16 protein-coding genes and 1 pseudogene are annotated in these 21341 nt (G+C 67.1%); 11 read left to right on the forward strand and 6 right to left on the reverse strand.

The genetic code is table 11. The features are described 5' to 3' along the window. Positions 1–20: 20 nt before the first annotated feature. Genes ADBZ6K_RS19580 through ADBZ6K_RS19595 form a run of 4 tightly spaced genes read right to left on the reverse strand, consistent with a single transcriptional unit; the run spans position 21 to position 4049 of the window. A complete protein-coding gene (locus tag ADBZ6K_RS19580) occupies positions 21–995 on the reverse strand; it encodes a Gfo/Idh/MocA family protein (RefSeq protein ID WP_526349734.1) in 975 nt (324 codons plus the stop codon). Beyond that, positions 992–1864: a sugar phosphate isomerase/epimerase family protein gene (locus ADBZ6K_RS19585; RefSeq protein WP_526349736.1), complete on the reverse strand. Its 873-nt coding sequence runs from the start codon at positions 1862–1864 to the stop codon at positions 992–994. The genes ADBZ6K_RS19580 and ADBZ6K_RS19585 overlap by 4 nt, the downstream gene beginning before the upstream one ends. Continuing rightward, a complete protein-coding gene (locus tag ADBZ6K_RS19590) occupies positions 1864–2874 on the reverse strand; it encodes a Gfo/Idh/MocA family protein (RefSeq protein ID WP_526349738.1) in 1011 nt (336 codons plus the stop codon). Before ADBZ6K_RS19590 ends, ADBZ6K_RS19585 begins: the two co-directional genes overlap by 1 nt. After that, positions 2871–4049, reverse strand: a complete 1179-nt coding sequence (locus ADBZ6K_RS19595; protein ID WP_526349740.1) for a phytanoyl-CoA dioxygenase family protein — start codon at positions 4047–4049, stop codon at positions 2871–2873. The genes ADBZ6K_RS19590 and ADBZ6K_RS19595 overlap by 4 nt, the downstream gene beginning before the upstream one ends. 108 nt (positions 4050–4157) lie before the next feature. On the opposite strand from ADBZ6K_RS19595, the gene ADBZ6K_RS19600 reads away from it, so the two are divergent. From ADBZ6K_RS19600 to ADBZ6K_RS19625, 6 genes and pseudogenes are all read left to right on the forward strand, one after another. Beyond that, positions 4158–5162 carry a LacI family DNA-binding transcriptional regulator gene (locus tag ADBZ6K_RS19600; protein ID WP_526349879.1) on the forward strand — a complete coding sequence of 335 codons (1005 nt, stop codon included), beginning with the start codon at positions 4158–4160 and terminating at the stop codon, positions 5160–5162. 294 nt (positions 5163–5456) lie between these two features. Further along, positions 5457–7427: a 2-oxoacid:acceptor oxidoreductase subunit alpha gene (locus ADBZ6K_RS19605; RefSeq protein WP_526349742.1), complete on the forward strand. Its 1971-nt coding sequence runs from the start codon at positions 5457–5459 to the stop codon at positions 7425–7427. Further along, the gene (locus ADBZ6K_RS19610; protein WP_526349744.1) at positions 7424–8503 is read left to right on the forward strand and encodes a thiamine pyrophosphate-dependent enzyme; all 1080 of its coding nucleotides are present in this window, start codon (positions 7424–7426) and stop codon (positions 8501–8503) included. Before ADBZ6K_RS19605 ends, ADBZ6K_RS19610 begins: the two co-directional genes overlap by 4 nt. Before the next feature lies 1 nt (position 8504). After that, positions 8505–9086 (forward strand): molybdenum cofactor guanylyltransferase, encoded by a 582-nt coding sequence (gene mobA / locus ADBZ6K_RS19615; RefSeq protein ID WP_526349746.1) that lies wholly within the window; start codon positions 8505–8507, stop codon positions 9084–9086. 1151 nt (positions 9087–10237) lie between these two features. Further along, a pseudogene (locus tag ADBZ6K_RS19620) lies at positions 10238–10471 on the forward strand (transglycosylase family protein); the annotation flags it as partial. 259 nt (positions 10472–10730) lie between these two features. Beyond that, entirely contained in the window at positions 10731–11219 is a 489-nt protein-coding gene (locus ADBZ6K_RS19625) for a transglycosylase family protein (RefSeq protein ID WP_526349748.1), read from the forward strand. 85 nt (positions 11220–11304) lie between these two features. Here ADBZ6K_RS19625 and ADBZ6K_RS19630 read toward each other — a convergent pair whose 3' ends face one another. Together ADBZ6K_RS19630 and ADBZ6K_RS19635 are read right to left on the reverse strand one after the other, a co-directional pair. After that, the gene (locus ADBZ6K_RS19630; protein ID WP_526349750.1) at positions 11305–11523 is read right to left on the reverse strand and encodes a hypothetical protein; all 219 of its coding nucleotides are present in this window, start codon (positions 11521–11523) and stop codon (positions 11305–11307) included. Positions 11524–11526: 3 nt separating this feature from the next. Further along, positions 11527–12858 (reverse strand): ammonium transporter, encoded by a 1332-nt coding sequence (locus tag ADBZ6K_RS19635; protein WP_526349752.1) that lies wholly within the window; start codon positions 12856–12858, stop codon positions 11527–11529. 205 nt (positions 12859–13063) lie between these two features. On the opposite strand from ADBZ6K_RS19635, the gene ADBZ6K_RS19640 reads away from it, so the two are divergent. The 5 genes from ADBZ6K_RS19640 to folC all read left to right on the forward strand — a co-directional run bounded on the left by ADBZ6K_RS19640 (position 13064) and on the right by folC (position 21328). After that, positions 13064–15112 carry a S9 family peptidase gene (locus tag ADBZ6K_RS19640; protein WP_526349754.1) on the forward strand — a complete coding sequence of 683 codons (2049 nt, stop codon included), beginning with the start codon at positions 13064–13066 and terminating at the stop codon, positions 15110–15112. Between the two features lie 10 nt (positions 15113–15122). Beyond that, positions 15123–16418 carry a saccharopine dehydrogenase family protein gene (locus ADBZ6K_RS19645; protein WP_526349756.1) on the forward strand — a complete coding sequence of 432 codons (1296 nt, stop codon included), beginning with the start codon at positions 15123–15125 and terminating at the stop codon, positions 16416–16418. 96 nt (positions 16419–16514) lie between these two features. Further along, positions 16515–17129, forward strand: coding sequence for a DUF937 domain-containing protein (locus tag ADBZ6K_RS19650; RefSeq protein ID WP_526349758.1), 615 nt, complete (start codon positions 16515–16517; stop codon positions 17127–17129). Between the two features lie 78 nt (positions 17130–17207). Next, positions 17208–19928, forward strand: coding sequence for a valine--tRNA ligase (locus ADBZ6K_RS19655; protein ID WP_526349760.1), 2721 nt, complete (start codon positions 17208–17210; stop codon positions 19926–19928). Then, complete coding sequence (gene folC, locus ADBZ6K_RS19660; protein WP_526349762.1) at positions 19925–21328, forward strand: bifunctional tetrahydrofolate synthase/dihydrofolate synthase; 1404 nt, start codon at positions 19925–19927, stop codon at positions 21326–21328. Before ADBZ6K_RS19655 ends, folC begins: the two co-directional genes overlap by 4 nt. Positions 21329–21341: the final 13 nt, after the last annotated feature.

Here is a 21341-nt window from a genome sequence, read left to right on the forward strand (position 1 = left end):
CTCACGGGCGGCGGGCGTGCTTAGCGCGCGGGCAGACCTGCGGCGGCGTAGGCCTGGTCGATGAGCACCATGTTCGCGACGGCGTCAGCGGAATCAATCGGCAGAGGGGCCCCGTCGAGCACATGCGCCGCGAACGCCTCCAGCTGATAGGTGTACGACGTCCGGGTACCCAGGTGCTCCACCTTCTCGCCGGACGACGTCGAGATGAGGACGCGGTCGTCCTCCTGCGGCTTGATGAAGTTGGGCGCCAACACTTCCCCGCGGCTGCCGACGACCTTGACGCTGAAGTGGAAGTCGTCGGCGAGCATGTTGTTCACCGAAAGCCCGGTTGCCTCACCGATGCCGACCTGCGCCTCGAATATCGCGTCCACACCGGGGCCGCGTTCCTCTGCGCGCGCCGAGACGATCTCGGGCGTGGCGCCGACGACCGCGCCGATGGTCCGCATGATGTGCAACCCGTAGCAACCCAGGTCCATCAGGACACCACCGGCCATCGCGGGCGACCAGCGCGGATCGCTGTCGGCGGGCGCCGGCATCAGCATCCGCACCTCCACGTGGCGCAGCTCGCCGAGCTCACCCGAGCCGATCAACTCCAGCACACGCTGGAATACGGGGTGGTAGAGGTAATGAAACGCCTCCACCACCGGCACACCCCCGGCCTCCGACGCGGCGGCCACCCGCCTGGCCTCGGCGGCGTTGGCGGCGTACGGTTTCTCGGCGAGCACCGGCTTACCGGCCTTGACGGACTTGATATTCCACGGTCCGTGCAGGGAATTGGCCAACGGGTTGTAGACGACGTCGACCTCCGGGTCGGCGAGCAACTCGTCATAGGAACCGACAACCCGCTCCACCCCGTACTTTTCGGCGAAGATCTCCGCCCGGCGGGGGTCACGGGCCGCGACCGCCACCAATCGGTGTCCGAGGTCCCCGGCGGGCCCCACGATCGCCTCTTCGGCGATGCGGGACGCGCCGAGGACACCGATGCGCAACGTCATGCCGAGACGCCGGACGCGGCACCCTGCAGATACGCCACGCTGGCCAGCACATCGGCCAGCGGCCCGTCACCCTCGGGCTCGCCGTCGAGAATGTTGTCCTGCTCCATCACGTACCAGCCGTCATAGCCGTTGTCCTCCAACGCTTTGACGATGCCGGCGATGTTCACGTCACCCGCGCCCAGCGGGACGTACATACCGGCGGCGACGGCCTGGGTGTAGGTGAGCTCACCGGCTTGCACCTTCGCCGCCAGCGCGGCGTCGACGTCCTTGAGGTGCGCGTGCTCGATGCGGCCGGGCACCTCAAGCGCGAGTTCCAGCGGATCGGTGCCGCCGATGAGCAGGTGGCCGGTGTCCAGGCACAGCGGGATCGTCGAGCCGGCCAGCACCCGGTCGACCTCGGCCCTTTTCTCCACCATGGTGCCGACGTGTGGATGCAATACCGCCTTCAATCCACGCGCAGAGACGACCTCCGCCAGCCGATCAAGGTTGGAAAGCAGTGTCGCCCACTGTGTCTCGTCGAGAACTGGTCGTTCGTCGTACCCGTCGGAGCCCGTCGCGGCGGCAAGCACCACCACGCCGGCCCCCGCGGCGACCAGCGACTCAAGCGGACCGGCGAGATCCTCGACCGGATCGTGGTCCTCCTTGAACAGCACGACGGGCACGAAACCGCCGACGCACGCCAGGCCGTAGCTGTCGAGCAGCGCCACCAGCGCGTCGGTCTCGGTGGGCAGGAACCCCTCTGGGCCCAGTTCGGTGGCCGTCAGTCCGGCCTGGCCCATCTCGGTGAGTACCCGGTCGGGGCTGAGCTGGTAGCCCCATCCGGGAACCTCACATACGCCCCACGAGATCGGGGCACCGGCGATCTTCACTATTTGACCTCCTCGATGCGCACCGGGACGCCCCGGCGTAGTGATTCCGTTGCTGCCTCGGCGATCCAGGCAACCTCCACGGCGTCGGCCACGGTGGCGCCGAGGATCGGCCCACCCTTGACGACGTCGACGAATCCGGCCAGTTCGGTACGGAAGGCCTCGGTGAAGCGGTCCATGAAGAAGTGGTGCGGTTGCCCTGTTGGGAAGGACGAATTCCCCAGGCGGGGATCGACATTGCGCATCGGCGCGCCCTGATCCCAGCCGGCGACCACGGAATCGTCGAAGCCGTGGACCTCCAGCCGGCAGTCGTAGCCCCGGCCGTTGTAGCGTGCGTTGGACACCACACCGAGTGCGCCCCCGTCGAACCGGACCACGACGGCCGCGGTGTCGACGTCACCGTACTCGGTGAACAGCGGATCACCCTGGACGCTGCCGGTCGCGTACACCTCGACGGCGTTCTGTCCGGTGATCCAGCGCAACGCGTCGAAGTCGTGCACCGCGCAGTCGCGGAAGATGCCGCCCGAGCCCTTGATGTAATCCATCGGTGGGGGAGCGGGGTCCATGGTGGTGCTGCGCACGGTGTGCAGCGCCCCGAGCGCGCCACTGTCGACTGCCGCCTTGGCCGCAGCGAAGGCCGCGTCGAACCGGCGCTGGTAGCCGATCTGCACCGGCACCCCCGTCTTGGCGATGGCCTCGGCGACCCGAGCGCTCTCCTCGGCGGTGGAGGCCACCGGCTTCTCACAGAACGTGGGCAGCCCCCGCTCGACGGCGGCCAGCGTCAGTGACGCGTGGGCGGGCGTGGCCGCCGCGACGACCACACCGTCGATGCCCGAGGACAGCAATTCCTCAACCGTGGCAACGGGTTTGGCGCCGTACTTGTCGGCGACCTGCTTGACGACGTCGGGTCGCTCGTCGGTGATGACCAGTCCGTCGAGTTCGGGCAGGTTCATCAGGGTATCGGTGTGGAAGGCGCCGATGCGGCCGAGGCCGATGAGGCCGAGGGTGGTCACGGGATTCTCCGTTCGTCTTGTGCGGTCAGTGAGGCGTCGAGCTGTTCGGGGGTGTAGCCGGCGGCCAGCGCCGCGAGCACGGTGTCGACCTGGCTGGGCGGGGCGAGGCTGCCGATCGGCTGGTCGCTGTCGAGGTTGGTGGGGAACGGGTAGCCCTCGGCTGTGGCGACCACTGCGTTGAGCAGTTCGTGGTCCGGGCGCCCCGCGGTCTTCATCGCCTGCAGCGCGGGGTAGACGGCGCGCACCATCGCGCTGCGATCCAACGATTCCATGGCGCGGCCGAACGGCGAGCTGATCTGCATCAGGTTGGCCATCCGCGCGATGGCGGTGGATACGTTGGAACCCGCGCCGTGATAAAGCGCGGGGTTGAAGAAGACCGCGTCGCCCGTGCGCAGCGGACTCTGCACCATGTGCTCGGCGAAGTACTCCAGGAATTCGGGACGGTAGAACGCGATGTAACCGGCTTCGAACTTCTGCGAGTGGGGCAGCAGCATGGTCGGCCCGCTTTCCAGCGGCATGTCGCAATGGGCGACGGCACCCTGCAGCGTCAACACCGCCGAAGTGCGGTGCACATGGGCCGGATACGCGGACAGCTGGTCGACGTTGACGAACCCCAGGTGGTAGTCGCGGTGTGGAACCTGAGCCGCGCCACCGGGATTGACGACGTTGACCTGAGAGGTCATCTGATAGCGCGGCCCCAGCCAGGCCTGCGACACCAGCGCAAGCACATCGTTGGCGTAGTAGGTGGCGTAGACCTCGGGGGCGTGCAGGGCCAGCTTCTGAGCGGCGTTCCAGATCCGGTCGTTGGCGCCGGGCTTGCCGAAATGATCGCCCTTGGCGCCGTTGGAGGCACGCTGCTCGGCGATCAACTCGTTGAACGCCGTGGTGGCCTCCTCGAGAACGGAGTGGTCGAACGCGTTTTCGACGATGACGACGCCGGGTCCGTCGGCGAACGCCCGGATCAGTTCGGCCTGCAGGGTGCGGCGGCCGGCGCCAGCCGAGTTGCGGGCGAACGTCTCGGCGGAGTAGACGAGCACCTCGGCGCGAACGTCGGTGGCATGCGGGTAGTCGGCCAGCTCGATGCGCTGTTCGACGACGGCGCGGAAGGCCGCCAGGTCGCAGTCCGACTCCTCGATCCAGGCGGTCGACGACCGGGTGGGAAGTGTGTGGGTCATGACGGCAAGTCTTGCTGTGCGACAGGACACAATCAACACCATAAATCCATCAAAAAGCCCTCAACGGCGTAGCGTTGGGGCCGAACGGTCGACCGAAGGGAAGGCACTCTGGCCCACCGCTACAAGGTTCGTGAGATCGCCCAGCAGTCGGGACTGAGTGAGGCGACGGTCGATCGCGTCCTCAATGACCGGCCGGGCGTGCGGGAGGCCACCCGTGCCGAGGTGCTGCGGGCGATCTCCGACCTGGACAAACAACGAGCGCAGTTGCGCCTCAACGGACGGCGCTACCTCATCGACGTCGTCATGCAGACGCCCCAGCGGTTCTCCGATGCCTTTCGCGCCGCGGTCGAGGCGGAGTTGCCCGCGTTCGCGCCCGCCATGCTGCGGGCACGATTCCACTTGTGGGAAGCCGGGACCACCGCGCAGATGGTCGACGTGCTCGGCCGGATCCGCGGCAGCCACGGCGTCCTGCTGAAGGCGCAGGACGAACCGGAAGTGGTCGAGGCCGTCGACCGGGTGGTGGCATCCGGCGTACCGGTGGTGACCTACACGACCGACGTGCCCACCAGCGCGCGCTGCGGATACGTCGGCATCGACAACCACGGGGCCGGTATGACGGCGGCGTATCTGATGGATCAATGGCTGGGGCCGGATCCGTCGGATGTCCTGATCACGCTGAGCCGGACCGTGTTCCGGGGTGAGGGCGAGCGTGAGGTGGGGTTCCGGGCGGTGCTGCGCGGCTCGGGCCGCACCATCATCGAGGTCAGCGACAGCGACGGTATCGACGCCACCAACGAGCGGCTGGTTCTACACGCGCTGCGTGAGAATCCCGGCGTCGCGGCCGTCTACTCCGCGGGGGGCGGAAACGCGGCCACGGTTGCGGCTTTCGAACAGCTGGGCCGGCCCTGCCGCGTGTTCATCGCCCACGATCTCGACGTCGACAACCGGCGACTGCTTCGCGAGGGACGCATCTCGGCCGTCCTACACAACGATCTGCGTGCCGATGCGCGGCTGGCGATGCGGCTGATCCTGCAGCAGCAGGGCGCGCTGCCCGCCGAGCCCGCGCGTCCGGTCCCGATCCAGGTCATCACGCCCTACAACCTGCCCGGATAGTGCTAGCGGTTAGCTACCGACGGGTAACTATTTCCTTAGAAAAGGCCTCCGCGGGAACGTGACGAACACCACATCCAGCCGGAAGCGCCGCCCACCTTCATGTCGCTGAGCAGCGGATTCCGCCAACCCTTACCCGCGTGTCGAACAGCGATGTGGTAAAGCGGCGCCTAAGAGAAGTGCAATAATCGGTACTGCGAGTGACATCTAAACTTTCTGGTGGCCGTCCGCCCGATGGCGCGTCATATCCGACCGCGACTCGGCGGGTGCCACCGCAACAGCGCGAAAGGCAAGGGGATGGGTCTGAACGGCACCGGAGCCAGCCCGGGTGATAACGACTCCCTGGAGGCTCCGACCCGCACCCGGCAACGGCTGGAGAAGGTCGTCATCCGTTTCGCGGGCGACTCCGGCGACGGCATGCAGCTCACGGGCGACCGGTTCACTTCAGAAGCGGCGTTGTTCGGCAACGACCTGGCGACCCAGCCCAACTATCCCGCCGAAATCCGCGCCCCGCAGGGCACGCTGCCCGGCGTCTCCTCGTTCCAGATTCAGATCGCCGACTACGACATCCTCACTGCGGGCGACCGCCCCGACGTCCTGGTGGCGATGAACCCGGCCGCACTCAAGGCCAACGTCGGGGACCTGCCCCGCGGCGGCCTGATCATCGCCAACTCCGACGAGTTCACCAAGCGCAACCTGGCCAAGGTCGGCTACGACGCCAACCCGCTGGAGACCGACGAGCTCGCGGACTACGTGCTGCAGCCGGTCGCGATGACCACCCTCACGCTGGGTGCCGTCGAGGCGATCGGCGCGTCCAAGAAGGACGGCCAGCGCGCCAAGAACATGTTCGCCCTCGGCCTGCTGTCATGGATGTACGGCAGGGAACTCGAGCACAGCGAGAACTTCATCCGCGACAAATTCGCCCGCAAGCCCGACGTCGCCGAGGCCAACGTCTTGGCGCTGCGCGCCGGATGGAATTACGGCGAGACCACCGAGGCGTTCGGCACCACCTACGAGGTGCCGCCGGCCGCGCTGGCCGCCGGTGAGTATCGGCAGGTCTCCGGCAACACCGCACTGGCGTACGGCATCGTCACTGCCGGGCACCTGTCCGGGATTCAGGTCGTGCTCGGCAGCTATCCGATCACGCCGGCCTCGGACATCCTCCACGAGCTGTCCAAGCACAAGAACTTCAACGTCGTCACCTTCCAGGCCGAGGACGAGATCGCCGGGATCAGCGCGGCGATCGGTGCTTCCTACGGCGGCGCGATCGGCGTCACCACCACGTCCGGTCCCGGTATTTCGCTGAAGTCCGAGGCGATCGGCCTTGCGGTGATGACCGAACTGCCGCTGCTGGTGATCGACGTGCAGCGCGGCGGCCCCTCCACGGGACTGCCCACCAAGACCGAGCAAGCCGACCTTTTGCAGGCCCTTTTCGGCCGCAACGGCGAATCGCCTGTTGCAGTGATCGCACCCCGCTCACCGTCGGACTGCTTCGACATCGCCATCGAGGCGGTGCGTATCGCGCTGACCTATCACACCCCGGTGATCGTGCTGTCCGACGGCGCGATCGCCAACGGTTCGGAGCCGTGGCGCATCCCCGATGTGGCCGCCTACCCGGCCATCAAGCACACCTTCGTCAAGGAGGGTGAGCCGTTCCAGCCCTACGCCCGGGATCCGGAGACGCTGGCACGCCAGTTCGCGGTGCCGGGGACACCGGGGCTGGAACACCGCATCGGTGGCCTGGAGTCGGCCAACGGTTCGGGCAACATCTCCTACGAACCGAAGAACCACGACCTGATGGTGCGGCTGCGCCAGGCCAAAATCGACGGTATCCCGGTGCCCGATCTCGAGGTGGACGACCCGACCGGTGATGCCGAGCTGCTGATGATCGGCTGGGGTAGCTCCTACGGCCCCATCGGGGAGGCCTGCCGGCGGGCGCGGCGAAAGGGGATCAAGGTCGCGCACGCGCAGCTGCGTAACCTCAATCCGTTCCCCGCCAACCTCGGGGACGTCCTGCGGCACTACCCGAAAGTGGTGGCGCCGGAGATGAACCTGGGTCAGCTCGCGCTGCTGCTGCGCGGCAAGTACCTGGTCGATGTGCAATCGGTGACCAAGGTGGAAGGGATGGCGTTCCTCGCCGACGAGGTCGAAGGCATCATCGATGCCGCCCTCGATGGAACGCTGGCTGACAGAGAATCCGGCAAGGCCGAACTCGCACGGCTGGAAGCAGCCATCGCGGGCGTGAATGGTGTGGGAGCAAGCACATGACTGACCTCATCGGAGTGGATCTGGGACTGACGAGCGGTCTGACCAAGACCAGCGGGGTGCCCACCACCGACCAGCCGCAGAAGGCCAAGGACTTCACCAGCGACCAGGAGGTGCGTTGGTGCCCCGGCTGCGGTGACTACGTCATCCTCAACACCATCCGCAACTTCCTGCCCGAGCTGGGTCTGCGGCGCGAGAACATCGTGTTCGTCAGCGGCATCGGCTGCTCGAGCCGGTTCCCGTACTACCTGGAGACCTACGGCCTGCACTCGATCCACGGCAGGGCACCGGCGATCGCCACCGGGCTGGCGCTGGCCCGCGAGGATCTGTCGGTGTGGGTGGTGACCGGTGATGGCGACGCGCTGTCCATCGGCGGCAACCACCTGATCCACGCCCTGCGGCGCAACATCAACATGACGATCCTGCTCTTCAACAACCGGATCTACGGACTGACCAAGGGCCAGTATTCGCCCACCTCGGAGGTCGGGAAGATCACCAAGTCGACCCCGATGGGTTCGGTGGACTACCCGTTCAATCCGGTGTCGCTGGCACTCGGGGCCGATGCCACGTTCGTCGGGCGGGCGCTGGACTCCGACCGCAAGGGACTCACCGAGGTGCTGCGCGCGGCGGCGGCGCATCGTGGCGCCGCTCTGGTCGAGATCCTGCAGGATTGCCCGATCTTCAACGACGGCTCATTCGACGCGCTGCGCAAGGATGGCGCCGAGGAGCGGTTGATCAACGTCCGCCACGGCGAGCCGATCACGTTCGGCGGCTCCGGCGAGTACTGCGTCGTGAAGAACGGCTACGGGCTGGAGATCGCCAAGACCGCCGACGTGTCGGCCGACGAGATCGTCGTCCACGACGCGCAGCTGCAGGATCCCGCGTATGCGTTCGCCCTGTCCCGGCTGTCCGAGCAGAACCTCGAACACATGGTGATGGGCATCTTCCGGCAGGTCAGCCGTCCCACTTACGACGACGCCGCGCGCGCGCAGGTGAGCCTGGCCAAGGACACCAAGGCGCACCACACCGCTGCCCTGCAGGCACTGCTGCGGGGTCCCGACACCTGGACTGTCGACTAACGTGACGTCACCCACCGGGCTGCCCACGGGTCTTGCTGCGGTGGTGCTGGCGGGCGGTGCGTCCCGCCGGATGGGCCGCGACAAGGCGACCCTGCCCTATGACGGGTCCACCCTGGTCGAACGTGTGGTTTCCGTGGTGGCCAAGCGTTGTTCGCCGGTGTTCGTGATCGCAGCACCGGGCCAGGCGCTGCCGCCGCTCGGCTCGGCCCATGTACTGAGGGACGAGGTCCGCGGAGTCGGCCCGCTGCTGGCGACGGGTCGCGGTCTGCGTGCCGCCGCCGACGCGGGCTGCCCATGGGCTTATGTCAGCGCGGTCGACATGCCGTTTCTCTCCGCGGACCTGATCGACGAGTTGGCGGCGTTCGCCGGGCGGGTCGACGCCGACGTGGTGCTTCCGTGGGACGGTCGCGATCACTACCTGGCCGGGGTGTACCGCACCGCGCTTGTCGACCAGATCACCGCGCTCGTCGCCGCGGGCGAGCGCAGCATGCGCTCGCTGGTGGATACCGTCGACACCCAGCGGATCGTCATGCCCGAACAGCGGTCGCTGACCAACGTCAACACCGTGGCCGACCTGCGCTGACCGCAGCCGGTCAGCAAATTCGTGCATTGACTTTATCAATACTCGAAATGGTAGGTTGCGCCTATTATGCGTTCATAATGTCGCTATTACCGAATCGTTATAGTGTGGCCGCTGTTGCAGGTGGGACGACGTGCCGTTGGTCACCTTCCGCCTAGTTTGAGCGGGATCCGTTGTGCGGGTGCAGGTTTGGGTTCCCTCCGGCTCGTGAGCCCGGTCCGCCACGTGTGTCTCACCTTTCGGGTTCCCGCGCGGGAAAGGGACTCTGCGACAACTGAAAGGGTGTCTTGCGAGCGCCGACTGTTGCGTGGTATCGGTTCGGGAACCGAATACCAGTGCAGAACGGGTGAAATATGTTCTATACGAACAGAATTCATGTTCATACGCGTTGTGGTGCGCGCGGGCAGGATTTCCCGTGGCCTCGCCCATCACGGCGGTTTGATTCTAAATCTACTGTCCCCCAATAGTATTCGATGCACAGCGCCTCGGTCGGGCTGATGTGACTGCCCAGCGAATGGTTTACCTGCGATGAGGAACGAACTCGCGCCGGCGCAAGGGCTTCTACCTGCGTCTTTCCTGCTTGTGTCGTCTCGATCGGGACCGTCGTCCGACGTCGATGGCGGCGGGACGTGGTCAAGGTCACAAAAAGTGCGTGATTTGACTCACGTTTTCGTGCGCGGTAGGGGTCGCGCTCCGGCGTTCCAATTGTCTACTTGACCTGCGTAAACCATTATTTTGGTCTGCCGTGATCTGATCGTGATCTAACTGGGATCGGTCCGTTCTCAATATGACTTATCGACCCGTTGTTTGTACCGTCCTAATGTCTCCGGCAATGGGGCAAACAATTTCAATACCAAGAACCTGCGTGTGAGTAGGGCCGCGGAACGGGTGTAGCGCCCGCGCGGCTGTCGGGACACCGCGCCCGGCGAGGCTTATCTGGCCTCCCTCTGTCGTGCCTGACCGAGACGGCGCGACCCGAATTCTCCTGCCTGTTTTCAGGCTCCCGCACCCGCGTCAGCGGGTGGCGATGGCGCGCGCTTGGCGAGAGGAATGAAGTGAAGAACATCCGCAAGAAGTTTGGGCTGGCCACCATCGCTGGGGCGCTTTTCGTGGCCCCCGTGGCCACCGTCTCCCTGGGTGCGGGTACCGCCAATGCGGACGCCGTCAACTGGGATGCCGTCGCACAGTGCGAGTCGGGCGGCAACTGGGCGATCAACACCGGGAACGGCTATTACGGCGGCTTGCAGTTCGCGCTGGGGACCTGGCGGGGCCACGGCGGTGACGGGATGCCGCACCAGGCATCGCGCGAGGAGCAGATCCGCGTCGCCGAGAACGTGCTGCAGACGCAGGGCATCGGCGCGTGGCCGGTGTGCGGACGTCGCGGCTGACACCTGGCCGAACCTTGGGGTGGATGAGGCGAATGGGGTAGATGTGACAGATGAGACAGTTGTCGGGCCGGGCTGATCACGAACCGATAAATCCGGCGCTGTCTCTTTTGCCTCAAACGACCCAATAATCCAGAAAGTCAATTTCAGAAACTTTAGTCTCCCCTGTAACACGTGATGCCTATCACCCGAAGGAACGGATGACTGCGTCACACGAAGTGTGGTCGCGGCACTGGTGTCCAAGGTCGGGGAAGGGCCTGAAGTGAAGAACATCCGTAGTGCACTGACCAGGAGCCTGTGGCTCTCCGCCGTCGCCGGAGGGCTCGCACTCGCGCCCGCGGTGCTTTCACCGGCCGCCGCCGGTGCCGACACCGTCAACTGGGACGCCATCGCGCAGTGTGAGTCCGGCGGTAACTGGGCGAGCAACACCGGCAACGGGCACTACGGAGGCCTGCAGTTCAAAGAGGCCACCTGGGCTTCTCACGGTGGCCTTGGCTCACCTGCCAGTGCCTCGCGTGAGGAGCAGATCATGGTGGCGGAGCGGGTGCTCGCCACCCAGGGCATCGGCGCCTGGCCGACCTGCGGCGTGCGGGGCGGAACCCCCGTCGGCATTCCCGCTGTCTGGGCCGTACCCGCCGCCCCGACCACCGGTTGCGGCGCCATCCGGGCCGGCAGCGTGTTCGGCATCGTCGATCTGCGTCAGCTCTGCACGACGCTGCTCAACCCGTTGACTGCATTCGGCCCTCGCTGACGGGCAGCGCGAAAGCCGACCGCGCCGCTATCGAGGCGAGATGCCGGTCGCCGACCCCGCGCCATACCCCCGCGAGCAGACGGGATCAGTAGACCGGCGGCTCGCCTTCGGCCGCGGGTCCGGCTTCGATCGGCGTGTGGTCGACGATCGCCTTGTACGCGTGATTCTCGTGCTGGACCATCCGTAGGAAGAACCCGACGAACAGGGCCACGGCGAGGATGAACATCGCAATCGCGCCGAATGAGAACCCGCCGAAGGTGAAGACGACTCCGGCATCGTCATAGCTGTCGATGGGGCTGAACATCGTTTATTTCACCTCCTCGGTGACGGCCAGAACGGCTCCGTTGACGCGCATCGTGGTGATGGGGATGCCCTCCGGGTACGGGGTGGCGGGCACCTCGGCGAGGTCGAGGCCCTGCTCCTCCACCTCGGCGGGGATGCGCAGCAGCTTGACCTTCTTGAGTGCCAGCGACGCCAGGTACGCGGGAATGAAGCCGAGCGCCGCGAAAATCACCGCACCGATCGCCTGGCCCCAGAACGTGACAGAGGGATTGCCGTCGGTGTTGGGATAGCCGTGCAGGAAGACGCCCGCCATCAGCACGGAGTACAGACCGATGCCGCCGTGCACCGTGACGGCGCCCACGACGTCGTCGATCTTGAACCTCTCGATCAGCTTGCCGATGTAGGGGATCAGAGCGCCCGCACCGAGCGCGATGACGAAAGCCAGGCCGGGGTAGTACAGATCCATACCGGAGGCCACACCGATGACGCCGGCCAGGCCGCCGGAGATCGTCCAGAACGGCTCACCCTTGGAGGTCAGGTAGGCGCCGATGATGCCACCAGCCAGGCCCATGAGGGTGTTGAACGTGAACGCCGACAACGTGGTGGGGCTGCCGTAGATCGTCGCGTACCCGGTGGGTCCGTAGATGACGCAGCCCATCAGGAAGCCGAAGAAGCCGGTGAAGATCAGCATCAGGCCGAGCATGGTCAACGGCAGGTTGTGCGGGCGGATGGTCACAGCCGTTCCGTCGGGCAGGAACCGTCCGATGCGCGGCCCCAGGTTGATCAAGACGCCCAACGTGGCGAAACCGGCGATCATGTGCACGCAGCCGGCCGCGCCGACGTCGTGGAAGCCGAGCTTGGTCAGCATCCAGCCGGCGCCGTGCCAGCCCCACGCCGCGCCGATGATCCAGACGACGGAACCGACGAGCACCGTCAGCACGAGGAAGGCGCTGGTGCGGATCCGTTCGAGCACCGCACCCGACATGATCGAGCCGGTGGTGGCGGCGAACAGTGCGAACGCGCCCCAGAAGATGCCGGAGGCCGGGTCCTGGACGTTGGGACCCATGTTGTCGCTCCACGGGAGCGCCGCCTTGGCGGCATCGTTGAATTCGATGAAGCCACTGGGCATGGCGTTGTAGAGGAACCAGCCGACGAAGAAGAACGAGGCAACGATCGTCGCGAATGCGAGCAGGTTCTTCATCGCGGTGGCCAGCACGTTCTTGGACCGCGATGCACCGACCTCGTAGGCCAGGAACCCGGCGTGGATCAGCATCATCAAGGCGATGGAGACCCAGTAGAAGAACTCGTTGTTCACTGCTGCCATGGACGATATTGCGTCCTCGACTTCAGGTGTCATGCGCAACCTCTGCCTAATCCTGGGGGAAGGAAATTGGTTTCTTGGTAGTGCTCATCGAGTACTGACGGTGTACGAACCTTGACGCTAGCTGGCAGCGTGTGTCCCGCCTGTCACCGTGTGTTAATTCGCTGTGAAGACCATCGGCGGGAAATCCGCGACGTGCCTACGCGCGGGCGTAGCCGCGGGGAAGTGGCTGGCAGTGTCCATGGGACTGTCTCCAAACGCCCCGATTCCTGTGGTCGGAGCGGTGTGTTACGAACGAGACGTGACCGTCCCCCCTTCGCCCATCGGCGACCTCGATCACTTCCTCGCGCTGCCGCGGGTCGCGGGCCTTGCGGTATCCGCCGACGGGTCCCGGCTGGTGACGACGGTGAGCGAGCTCAGTGAGAAGCGCGACGAGTATGTGACCTCGATATGGGAGCTGGATCCCGCAGGCGAGCGGCCCGCCCGCAGGCTCACCCACGGTGCGAAGGGGGAGTCCTCGCCGGTGTTCACCGCCGAGGGTGATCTCCTGTTCCTTGCCGCCCGGCCGACCGCGGAGGACGACAAGCCGCCCGCCGCGCTGTGGCGGTTGCCCGCCGCGGGCGGGGAAGCCGTCGCCGAGCTGGCGGCGCCGGGCGGCGTGCAGATGGTGCGGTGCGCGCGGCGGGCGGCGGTCACCGTCGTCGCCGCTCCGCTGCTGCCTTCCTCGACCGACATCGACGACGACGAGCGGCGGCGTCACCAGCGCAAGGCCGGGAAGATCTCGGCGATCCTGCACTCCGGCTACCCCGTGCGGCACTGGGATCACGACATCGGTCCCGACCAGCCCCACCTGCTCGACGCCTGCGGCGCCCGCGACCTCACGCCCGGCCCCGGGGACGCGCTGCGCGAGACCGGCTTCGACGTCAGTGCATGCGGCGAGTTCCTGGTGTCGTCCTGGCACGTGCCGGGACCGGGCGCCTCGGTGCGAAGCACGCTGGTCCGCGTCGACGTCGCAACCGGTGAGCGGACCGTCATCGCCGACGACCCAGCCGCCGATCTCGGATCACCCGCGATCTCACCCGATGGCACCGCGCTGGCGTTCCTGCGCGAAACGATCTCCACACCCGATCATGCGCCCCGGATCACGTTGTGCCACATGAATTTCGGCTATAAACCCGTGGAAGTGGCGACCGACTGGGACCGCTGGCCCACGTCGGTGGCCTGGTCGACGGACGGCGCGTCGCTCATCGTGACCGCGGACGAAAACGGTCGCGGCCCGATCTTCTCGGTCGATCCGGCGAGCGGGGAAGGGTCGGCGGTGCGACGGCTCACCGACGGCGACTTCACCTACACCGACGTCGCGACCGCGCCGGGCGGGGTGATCTTCGCCCTGCGCAGCTCATATGCGACTCCACCGCATCCGGTGCGTATCAACCCCGACGGCGGCGTCACGGTGCTCCCGTGCGTCGAACTGCCCACGCTGCCGGGGACACTCGCCGAGGTCACCGCGGCAGCCGGGGACGGAACACCGATCCGCTCATGGCTCACCCTGCCCAACGGCCACGATCCGGCCCCACTGGTGCTCTGGATCCACGGCGGTCCACTGGGGAGCTGGAATGCGTGGCATTGGCGCTGGAATCCGTGGCTGCTGACCGCCCGCGGCTACGCGGTGCTGTTGCCGGATCCGGCGCTGTCCACCGGCTACGGTCAGGACTTCATCCAGAGGGGCTGGGGTGCGTGGGGCGCCGCGCCGTACACCGACCTGATGGCGGCCACCGACGCGGCGTGCGCTCACCCGCGCGTGGACGAGACCCGCACGGCGGCAATGGGCGGATCGTTCGGCGGGTACATGGCCAACTGGATCGCCGGGCACACCGACCGATTCGGCGCGATCGTCACCCACGCCAGCCTATGGGCGCTGGACCAGTTCGGATCCACCACCGACGGCGCCTACTGGTGGGCACGGGAGATGACGCGGGAGATGACGGCGGCCAACTCCCCGCACGGCTCGGTCCGCCAGATCAGCACGCCGATGCTGGTGATCCACGGGGACCGGGACTACCGCGTGCCGATCGGCGAGGCGCTGCGGCTGTGGTACGAGCTGCTGACCCTCTCCGCGGCCCCCGCCGACGATTCCGGCAGCAGCCCGCACCGTTTCCTCTATTTCCCGTCCGAGGGACATTGGGTGCTGAGCCCTCAACACGCGAAGATCTGGTACCAGGTCGTCACGGGGTTTCTGAGCACGCACGTGCTCGGCCAGGAGGCCGAACTGCCGGAAACGCTGGGGTAGCGTCGAGGCGGTGAGCGCGAGTGACAATCAGCGCGAAAACGGCCGCGAATGCGCCGAGGACGACCGCGACTACGACATTGTCGTCTATGGGGCGACCGGATTCGCCGGGCGGCTGACAGCCCAATACCTCGCCGGCGCCGCAGGCGAGGCCCGGATCGCCCTGGCGGGCCGGTCGGCTGAGCGGCTGCTGGCGGTGCGGGAGTCGTTGGGTGAGGCGGCGAGAACCTGGCCGATACTCACCGCCGACGCCGCTTCCCCGTCCGGCCTGGCTGCGATGGCCGCCGCGACGCGGGTGGTGGTCACCACGGTGGGGCCGTATATGAAGTACGGGATGCCGCTGGTGGCGGCGTGTGCGGCGGCCGGTACCGACTACGCCGATCTGAGCGGTGAGCCGATCTTCGTCCGCGACAGCATCGACCTGCACCACAAGCAGGCTGTTGATACCGGCGCACGCATCGTGCATGCGTGCGGATTCGATTCCATTCCTTCCGATCTCACGGTGTACGCGCTTTACAAGCACGCGCAACGCGACGACACCGGAACACTCACCGAGACCAATCTCGTGCTGCGCGGCTTCGCGGCCGGGTTCTCCGGCGGCACCGCCGCATCGTTCTTCGGGTTGGCGGACGCGGCGTCCAACGATCCCGAGGCGCGCCGCCTGCTCAACGATCCCTACTCGCTGAGCCCCGACCGCGCCGCCGAGCCCGACTTCGGCCGGCAGTCCGACACCGTCGTGCGCCGCGGTGGGGACATCGCGCCCGAGCTTGCGGACATCTGGACCGGGGCGTTCCTGATGGCACCGACCAACACGCGAATCGTCAGACGCAGCAATGCGTTACAAAACTGGGCCTACGGCAGGGGTTTCCGCTACGCGGAGCAGATGAGCCTGGGCTCCTCGCCGCTCGCACCGGTCGCCGCCGCGATGGGCACCGCTGGCAATGCCGCGGTGTTCGGCTTGGGCACCCGCTACTTCCGGTTCCTGCCGCGCGCCCTGATCGACCGTGTCGCGCCCAAGCCGGGGACCGGACCCGATGAACGCAGGCGCGAGCGCGGGCATTACACGGTCGAGACGTACACGACGACAACGAGCGGCGCCCGCTACAAGGCGACGATGGCCCAGCGCGGCGACCCTGGCTACAAGGCAACCTCAGTGCTGCTCGGACAGTCCGCGCTGGCGCTGGCGTTCGACCGCGACAGGCTTTCCGAGCTGCGGGGCGTGCTGACGCCCGCCGCGGCGATGGGCGATGCGCTGCTGACCCGATTGCCAGCGGCCGGTGTCAAGTTGGAAACTTCGCGACTGAACTGATCGGCACGCGCCGAACCCCTGTCAGCGCAGGTGGTTTGGGCTAGTGTCGGCAAAGGAGTCAGAGTTCCGCGCGACCCAGCAACGAAGGTGAGTGACATGGCGGCTCTAGATGATCTGTTCGCGCAGATCCCGGTACAGGACATCGCGGCGAAGCTCGGCGCCGACCAGACTGAGGTCACCAGCGCTATCCAGACGCTGGTGCCCGCACTCGTCGGCGGACTCGCCCAGAACGCCCAGGACGACGACGCGGTGGCAGGCAAGATCGAAAACGCCGCCCAGAAGCACGCCGCCAGTGGTCTGCTCGACGGCGGGGTGACCGTCGACGATGTCGACGAGGACGACGGCGACAAGATCGTCGCCAACATTTTCGGCGGCAACAACAGCGGTGCGGTGGCCTCGGCCCTGGCCGGCACCGGGGCCGGCGGCGGCGACCTGATCAAACGGTTGCTCCCGATCCTGGCTCCTATCGTGCTCGCCTATATCGGCAAGCAGTTCTCCAGCGGCCAGGCCGCGCCCGCGGGTGCGGGTGCCCCGGCGTCGGCGCCGGCAGGCGGCATCGGTGACCTCCTCGGCAGCATCCTCGGCGGGGGCGGCGGTGGTGGAAACAACCCGCTCGGCAGCATCCTGGGAAGTGTGCTCGGTGGCGGGAGCGGCGGCCAGAGCAACCCCATCGGCGAGATTCTCGGCGGGCTGCTCGGCGGCAAGAAGTAGACCGCGTGCGCGCGATGGCTCCCGCTCGCTGGGCGGGGGCTTTCGCGCCCCTCTGTCCGGTCTTCCTAGAATGGCGCGGTGACCGCCAGTTCCCATCCCGCAGCTGACCCGGGCGTTGACGCCCTGCCCAAGTCGTGGGATCCCGGGGCGGTAGAAGTCGATCTGTACCAGGGCTGGGTCGACGCCGGCTACTTCCAGGCCGACCCCACCAGCCCCAAGCCCGGCTACTCGATCGTGCTGCCGCCGCCGAACGTCACCGGCAGCCTTCACATGGGCCACGCGCTGGACCACACCCTGATGGACGCGCTGACCAGGCGCAAGCGTATGCAGGGCTTCGAGGTGCTGTGGCTGCCGGGTATGGACCACGCCGGTATCGCCACCCAGACGCTGGTGGAGAAGCAGCTCGCCGTCGACGGCAAGACGAAGGAAGACTTCGGCCGCGAGCTGTTCATCGACAAGGTGTGGGACTGGAAACACGACTCCGGCGGCACCATCGGCGGCCAGATGCGCCGCCTGGGTGACGGCGTCGACTGGAGCCGGGACCGGTTCACCATGGACGACGGCCTGTCCCGCGCGGTGCGCACGATCTTCAAGCGGCTCTTCGACGCCGGCCTGATCTATCAGGCCGAACGGCTGGTGAACTGGTCGCCGGTGCTGCAGACGGCGATCTCCGACCTCGAGGTGAAGTACGAGGACGTCGAGGGTGAGCTGGTGTCGTTCCGCTACGGCTCGATGCGCGACGACGAGCCGCACATCGTGGTCGCCACCACCCGGGTGGAGACGATGCTGGGCGACACCGCCATCGCGGTGCACCCCGACGACGAGCGCTACCGCCACCTGGTGGGCACCACCGTGCCGCATCCGTTCGTGGATCGGACCGTGATCATCGTCGCCGACGAGCACGTCGATCCCGAATTCGGCACCGGCGCAGTGAAAGTCACCCCGGCACATGATCCGAACGACTTCGAGATCGGGCTGCGCCATCAGCTGCCGATGCCCTCGATGATGGACGCCAAGGGCCACATCGCCGACACCGGAACGCAATTCGACGGGATGGATCGGTTCGAGGCCAGGATTGCGGTGCGTGAGGCGCTCGCCGCCGAGGGCCGCATCGTGGCCGAGAAGCGTCCCTACCTGCACAGCGTCGGGCATTCCGAGCGCAGCGGCGAGCCCATCGAGCCGCGGCTGTCCCTGCAGTGGTGGGTCAAGGTGGATTCGATGGCCAGGGCGGCGGGTGACGCGGTTCGCAACGGCGACACCGTGATTCATCCGGCGAGCCTCGAGCCGCGGTGGTTCGCGTGGGTGGACAACATGCACGACTGGTGCATCTCGCGGCAACTGTGGTGGGGCCACCGGATCCCGATCTGGCACGGCCCCAACGGCGAGACGGTGTGCGTCGGACCTGGCGAGACGCCACCTGAGGGGTGGGAACAGGATCCCGACGTGCTGGACACGTGGTTCTCGTCGGCGCTGTGGCCGTTCTCCACGATGGGCTGGCCCGACCACACCGCCGATCTGGCCAAGTTCTACCCGACGACGGTCCTGGTCACCGGGTACGACATCCTGTTCTTCTGGGTCGCCCGGATGATGATGTTCGGAACTTTCGTCGGCAGCGACCCCGCAATCACCCTCGAGGGCAGTCGCGGACCCCAGGTGCCGTTCCGGAACGTGTTCCTGCACGGCCTGATTCGCGACGAGTTCGGCCGCAAGATGAGCAAGTCACGTGGCAACGGCATCGACCCGCTGGACTGGGTGGACAAGTTCGGTGCGGATGCGCTGCGCTTCACCCTGGCCCGCGGCGCCAGCCCCGGCGGCGACCTGTCGATCGGCGAGGACCATGCCCGCGCGTCCCGCAACTTCGCCACCAAACTGTTCAACGCCACCCGCTTCGCCCTGATGAACGGCGCGGCCCTGGCGCCGCTGCCGCCGGACGACGAACTCACCGACGCCGACCTGTGGATCCTGGGTCGGGCGGAAGAGGTTCGCGCCGACGTCGACGATGCGTTCGGCTCATACGAGTTCAACCGCGCCTGCGAATCGCTTTACCACTTCGCTTGGGACGAGTTCTGCGACTGGTACCTGGAGCTGGCGAAAGTGCAACTCGCGGAAGGGGTCCGGCACACCACTGCGGTGCTGGCCTCCGTTCTCGACACGTTGCTCAAGCTGCTGCACCCGGTGATGCCGTTCGTCACCGAGGTGCTGTGGAAGGCCCTGACCGGGCGGGCCGGGGCGAGCGAAGCGACGGGAAATGTGGAGTCGCTGGTCATCGCCGACTGGCCGATCGCGTCGGGTCGTTCACCGGATGTCACCTCCGCACGGCGTGTCGCCGATATGCAGAAGCTGGTCACCGAGATCCGCCGGTTCCGCAGCGACCAGGGCCTGGCCGACCGGCAGAAGGTGCCTGCGATCCTGCGCGGGATGACCGAGGTCGATCAGGAGGACCAGGAACCCACGGTGTACGCGCTGGCCTGGCTGACCAAATTGCCTTACGGCACAGAGGAATACGCGCGGTTCGCGCCGACGGCGTCGGTCGAGGTCCGGTTGACGCACGGAACCGTGGTGGTGGAACTGGACACCTCGGGCACCGTGGACGTGGCCGCCGAACGTCGCCGCCTGGAAAAGGACCTGGCCGCCGCGCAGAAGGAACTCGCAGGCACCACGGCCAAACTCGACAACGAGGCGTTTCTGGCCAAGGCGCCCGACGCGGTGGTGGCCAAGATCCGCGACCGCCAGCAACTCGCAGGCGATGAGGTCGACCGGATCACCGCCCGCCTCGCCGGGCTGGCCGGGCAGGCATGACCGAACCGACACCCGACGAGATCGCGGCGCTCGTACAGGTCGAGCACCTGCTCGACCAGCGGTGGCCGGAGACCAAGATCGAGCCGACGACGGCGCGGATCGCGGCATTGTTGGAGCTGCTCGGTTCTCCGCAACGCGGATACCCCTCCATCCACATCGCCGGGACCAACGGCAAGACGTCGGTGGCGCGACTGGTCGACGCCCTGCTCACCGCGTTCAGCAGGCGCACAGGCCGGACCACCAGCCCGCATCTGCAATCGGCGGTCGAGCGCATCTCCATCGACGGAAAACCGATCAGCCCCGCCAGCTACGTGGCGACCTACCGCGAGATCGAACCGTTTGTCGAACTGGTCGACAAGCGGTCCGAAGCCGCGGGGGGCCCGCGTATGAGCAAGTTCGAGGTGGTCACGGCGATGGCCTTCGCGGCGTTCGCCGACGCGCCAATCGACGTGGCCGTCATCGAGACCGGCATGGGCGGCAGGTGGGACGCCACCAACGTCGTCACGGCTCCCGTCGCCGTCATCACCCCGATCGGGCTGGATCATGCTGACTACCTGGGCAATACGATCGCAGAGATCGCCGGGGAGAAGGCAGGCATCATCGTCAAACAGGAGGACGACCTGGTGCCCACCGACACCGTCGCGGTGATCGGGCAGCAGCCGCCGGAGGCGATGGACGTGCTGCTGGCCCAGGCGGTACGCGCCGATGCCGCGGTGGCCCGAGAGGATTCCGAATTCGCCGTGCTCGGTTGCCAGACCGCGATCGGTGGCCAGCTGTTGGAGCTACAGGGGCTCGGCGGGGTGTACTCCGATATCTTCCTTCCCCTGCACGGGGAGCATCAGGCGCACAACGCCGTGCTCGCCCTGGCCGCCGTCGAGGCGTTCTTCGGGGCCGGTGCCCAGCGCCAACTCGACGTCGACACCGTGCGCGCGGGTTTCGCCGCGGCCACCAGCCCCGGCCGGCTGGAGCGCATGCGTAGCGCCCCCACGGTCTTCATCGACGCGGCGCACAATCCCGCCGGTGCCGCCGCGTTGGCGCTCGCCCTTCAGCAGGAGTTCGACTTCCGGTTTCTGGTCGGCGTCGTATCGGTGATGGCCGACAAGGATGTCGACGGCATGCTCACGGCGCTGGAGCCCGCGTTCGACCAGATCGTGGTCACACACAACGGCTCACCACGGGCCATGGACGTCGAGGCGCTCGCCGCGCGTGCCGAGGAGCAATTCGGCCCCGACCGTGTCCTGACCGCCGCGACGCTGCCCGACGCGATCGAATCGGCCACCGCGCTCGTGGAGGAAGCCGCCCACGACGGCGAGGGCCTCGCCGGCAGCGGAATCGTCATCACCGGTTCCGTCGTCACCGCTGGCGCGGCGCGCACCCTGTTCGGCAAGGATCCCCAGTGACCTCTCCTCAGCG

The organism is Mycobacterium sp., assembly GCF_044223235.1.
Classification (GTDB): Bacteria; Actinomycetota; Actinomycetes; order Mycobacteriales; family Mycobacteriaceae; genus Mycobacterium.